6 protein-coding genes are annotated in these 4,427 nt (G+C 52.7%); all 6 read left to right on the top strand.

Going from position 1 to position 4,427, the window contains the following annotated elements; translation table 11 throughout:
• Window positions 1-97: 97 nt before the first annotated feature.
• The 6 genes from ACLNEE_RS16525 to ACLNEE_RS16500 all read left to right on the top strand — a co-directional run bounded on the left by ACLNEE_RS16525 (window position 98) and on the right by ACLNEE_RS16500 (window position 4,274).
• Window positions 98-373, top strand: a complete 276-nt coding sequence (locus ACLNEE_RS16525; RefSeq protein ID WP_412007414.1) for an IS30 family transposase — start codon at window positions 98-100, stop codon at window positions 371-373.
• Between the two features lie 190 nt (window positions 374-563).
• Window positions 564-827, top strand: a complete 264-nt coding sequence (locus ACLNEE_RS16520) for a transposase (RefSeq protein WP_411424689.1) — start codon at window positions 564-566, stop codon at window positions 825-827.
• Entirely contained in the window at window positions 821-1,645 is an 825-nt protein-coding gene (locus ACLNEE_RS16515) for an IS3 family transposase (protein ID WP_412007413.1), read from the top strand. The genes ACLNEE_RS16520 and ACLNEE_RS16515 overlap by 7 nt, the downstream gene beginning before the upstream one ends.
• 373 nt (window positions 1,646-2,018) lie before the next feature.
• The gene (locus ACLNEE_RS16510; protein ID WP_412007412.1) at window positions 2,019-2,987 is read left to right on the top strand and encodes a hypothetical protein; all 969 of its coding nucleotides are present in this window, start codon (window positions 2,019-2,021) and stop codon (window positions 2,985-2,987) included.
• A 161-nt stretch (window positions 2,988-3,148) separates the two neighbouring features.
• On the top strand, window positions 3,149-3,631 hold the full coding sequence (locus ACLNEE_RS16505) for a hypothetical protein (protein WP_412007411.1): 483 nt from the start codon (window positions 3,149-3,151) through the stop codon (window positions 3,629-3,631).
• A gap of 238 nt (window positions 3,632-3,869) precedes the next feature.
• Window positions 3,870-4,274 carry a hypothetical protein gene (locus tag ACLNEE_RS16500; protein WP_412007410.1) on the top strand — a complete coding sequence of 135 codons (405 nt, stop codon included), beginning with the start codon at window positions 3,870-3,872 and terminating at the stop codon, window positions 4,272-4,274.
• Window positions 4,275-4,427 lie beyond the last annotated feature (153 nt).

Genomic DNA, 4,427 nt, shown 5'->3' with positions numbered 1-4,427 from the left:
GACCTACGCCAGCAATGCGCGATAGGGAAGCAGGCACGATGATAGGCAAGCATCACCGGTGGGCACTGGAACCCTCGTTGAGCGAAAGACAGGCTAGGTGCGAATTCTGCGGGTAAAGCAGAGGACTGCTCAGTCAGTGACGGAAGCGTTCGGAAAGATCCTGAGACATAAAGCAACGTGTGTCAGAACAATCACGATGGACAATGGCAAGGAGTTCGCAGGAGACTGGGAAATTGAACGAATTCTTCAAGCAAGGGTCTCCTTCGCCGATCCATATTCAGCGTGGCAACGTGGCACGAACGAGAATACCAACGGACTTATACGACAATACATTCTAAATTCGAGGCTCCTGGGGAGTGTTGCGGACGAATAATTCCAACGGGTTGAGGATCGCCCGAACAACAGACGACGAAAAAACCTCGGATTGCGAACACAGCAACAAGTATATTCCCATCACAAACGAAATGTTGAACAATGACCTTGATCCTAGGGAATGAATAATGGAGTGGGTTAAATAAATCGGTCCGGTCTTAATTTGAGACAGATGTCTCAAAGGAGCACTGATGCGGAAGAGTCAATTCAGCGATGAACAGATCGTAGGTATCGTTCGCGAATCCCATGCGCATGGGGTAGCAGCCACTGCGAAGAAGCATAAGGTATCGTCACACACGATCTATTTGTGGCGTAAGAAGTACGGCGATATGGGTCCGAGTCAGGTCTCGGAGCTTAAGCGGATCATGCAGGAGAACGCTCGTTTGAAGAAGCTGGTAGCCGAGCGTGATCTTGAGATCGAAGTGATGAAGGAGATCGCATCAAAAAAATGGTAGGCGTACGGCAGCGAGTCCAGGCCGTCATGTACGCCGTTCGTCGAGGACTTGGACAACGCAGGGCAACGGCCTTGCTAGGAGTATCCCGTTCGATGGTGACCTATCGGCTCCGACAGCCGATCAAGGACGCCCCGGTCAGGAGAATCATCCATGACGTAGTGACACAGCATCCCACATGGGGAAAGCGTCTGGTGTATGGTTGGATGCGGGAGCAGGGGTATGATTATTCGGCATGCACGGTGTACCGCGTCTATCGGCAAAGCGGCTACGCAGCACAGTGGCGAAAGCGATCGCGCAAGATCCGGCGAGGCATACGGATCAATCCAACGGCAATACAACCCCATGAGGTCTGGTGCATGGACTTTGCCGAGGATCGACTGATGACAGGCCAGAAGATGATGGCACTGTTGGTCAAGGATGAAGCCACGTCGTTTGGCCTCAGCATCACCCTACGACGATCATTCAAGGGCTCGGATGTCGAGGCAGTCCTTAACGAGCTGGTTGCCCAGCATGGTACGCCGAAGTACATTCGTTCGGACAACGGAGGCCAGTTCATTGCCACCATCGTACAACAGTGGGCCAAACGACACCATATCACACTGGCAACCATTCACCCTGGCAAACCATGGCAGAATGGCTTTGCGGAGAGCTTCGTGGGAACGTACCGACGGGAAGTCCTCAACGCGGAGATCTTCATGTCACTCGCTGAGGCACAAGCGATCTCCACCATGTGGCTGAACATGTACAATACCGAACGACCACACAGCAGACACAACTATCGACCACCTATCACTGCATTCCAAAAACATGCAGCCTGACACCATTTTATAACCTGTCACTGGACCGATAAACCATACCTACTCACCGTGTCGTCCGCATCCGCGTGGACAATGCCGGCATCGATTCGACGATCTACCGCATCCCTGGTGGCAGCGGCGGCGATGCCGCCGTGACCAAGCGTGGTGGCCAGGCCCCCTCCAATGAAACGGTACCGATGGAATGGTCGGTATACGGTTTGGGCTTTGTGGGCGTCAGCCGGCAGACCGGCGAGCAGGAAGAGGGTCCGGTGTATACGCGAACGGTGTGGACGAAATGCTACCCCCTGACGGACAACCTGGGCAGTGACCAGGCCACAACCCCATCCACCAGCCGTGGGAGAGAACCTACCTGGGCCTTGCCGGCAACCCGGCCATGCTGACGGACCCGTGGGGGTTGGATGCGGGTGATGGAGACGATCCAAAAACAACCCAGTCAACCATGGGCAATGGCGGCAACGGATCCAACCAGCCTGGAGGTGATGATCCGGGTGCTGGTAGTACGACAACCGTGGATGATGGCATTGTAGCTGGAAATCCTACTCCGCAGACGCCCGCTAGTCCACAGGGTGTTGTAGCGACGCAGACCAAGCCTGGCACAAAGCCCGGTCCAAAGCCATATACGAAACCTGTAGGATTCGACGAAGCAGGACTCCCCTATGACAAGGTAAAGTCCGATAGAAATAACTCATTCGTGTATGGCTCTAGTGGGATTGAGGTAACTGATCGATTCACGGCTGACGATCTATACAACACAGAGAAGTACCCCTGGCGTACAGTTATACCTCTTGAAAGCGGCGAACTGGGAGTTGTAACGAGACTGTCCGACGTCGACGGTGGTCAAACTCCGGTCATGATGTCGTACGATCAGACGACGAGGACGTGGACGACTTTGATTCCGATCTTCACTAACGATCGTAAGCGTCAGGATGCAATTGTTGCTGAAGCCCAAGCCCAGGCGCAGCGAATGAGCGATGAACTGGACCTTTGGATGAATCGTATCATTTGGGGAGGCATCGGAATTGCAGCGATTGCCGCCACAGCTGGTGCGGCAGCCCCCTTCATCGGTGCAGGCGGTGCTGGCGGTGCAGCAGCAGGCGGCGCACTTATATTGCAGTCGTCCCCAGCAGCCACAGAAGGCACACTTGGAGCACTGGCGACGGCGGCCGCCACACGTGCCCCACAAGCTATCCCCGCTACTACATCAGTCTATAGGTACGTTGTCGATGGAGTCACTCGTTATGTTGGGATCTCAATCGACCCGATCAGAAGAGGTGCAAAACACCTTAGGGAAAAGGGACTTGACGGGATGCAGGTTCTGGTTGGCGGCCTCACTAAGTATTAAGCCAAAGCCGTAGAGCAAGCGCTTATCCTACACCATGGTCTTATGAAAAATGGTGGTTCACTAGTGAATAAAATCAATAGTATTGCAACGGGTAATCCTGCTTACGATGCAAGCGTTAGGCGTGGCTACCAGATTCTTGAATCCATAGGATACTTCGAAAAATGAAACTTATACCAATCGGTGAAATTCTTGAGGTCTCTACCCGTAAGGGATTTGCCTATCTTCACGTCGCTGCCAGAGGTAATGATGAAGGTTTCGATTTTGTTCGGGTTCTCCCTGGAGTGTTTCCGCAACGTCCATCGGATTTCGAGGCCCTTGTCGATACCAGAGAGCTGTGCTATCTACAATTACCACCAGGACCTCTCGTAAGGATGAAGTACGCGGTGCGGGCAGGTAATATCGTTCGGGATCATTTGAAAAGACCGGATTTTATGCGAGACGCTCAATTTGGCCCAGAAGGTTTACGAGGTTGGCACATAATTGACACGCGGACATTGAAGCGCACATTCGTACGAACGTTATCTGCGGATCAAAAGAAGCTATCAGCCTATGGGATGCCTACCTTTGTAGGGCTGTTGGCTATCATTGAGACAGGGCTTCCGACTGAAGAGTGGGACTGGGGACTTCGCAAGAAACCAGAATAGCACACTGCCGATTTCTCCGATTTGACCACTGTCAGAAGCGGTACGTCTATCATTGTACGGAGAGAAGTCTCTCTGAATCGTCTAATGTCGCTACGGTCGATATTGCCGATGAAGCTCGCGAAAGCGTCGCATGGGTTATTGACGACGCAGCTACAGTAGTAGGAACGCACGGGGGCTGTACCCGCAAGCGGAGAATGGGCAGCGTCACCTTCCTATTTTGGAGTAGCTTGGGTCGGACATGGTTGCCTCTGGTTTGCAAGAAATGTGGTATGGTGTCCCGCAGCAAACACTTCTTGAACAAGGCACACAGGCGGGACTTGAAGCAGTTGGTGTAAGCCCTGAATATGCAGCGCCGGCAAGTACGATTGTTTCCACCGTGGTAACCACGGCCAGTGGAGCCGGAGTCGCAAGCACGCTAACACGCCTCGGCACTGCCGGCGTTACGACGTCAGCTGTTGCCCCGGCAACGAAGGGTCTGGCTGGCATCACATCGTCGAGCAGAATCCCAGCAACCTTGCTACATTCGGTAACAAAGCAATCCACAACACTGGCAACATTGTCAAAATACCGCACGGTGCAGGTAGTATTCATGCGAAAATCTCGGGATACTACTCTTCAATGGATTACTTTACAGGTGGTTTAACTGTGCGACAGTGGTTAAGTACAAACAGCTATGAAGAACAGTATAGTTTCGGAATTAGCATACTTAAACAAATTGGGTCTTCGCCAAAGTTGGTGGAATAGTTTAGAACGACATATCAAGGTTGCCACAATAGAATAGGATGGCTCGACGGAA

The sequence above is a fragment of the Aphanothece stagnina RSMan2012 genome, assembly GCF_046764815.1.
Classification (GTDB): domain Bacteria; phylum Cyanobacteriota; class Cyanobacteriia; order PCC-6307; family Cyanobiaceae; genus NIES-981.
This window is presented reverse-complemented; position numbering and strand designations above follow the sequence as displayed.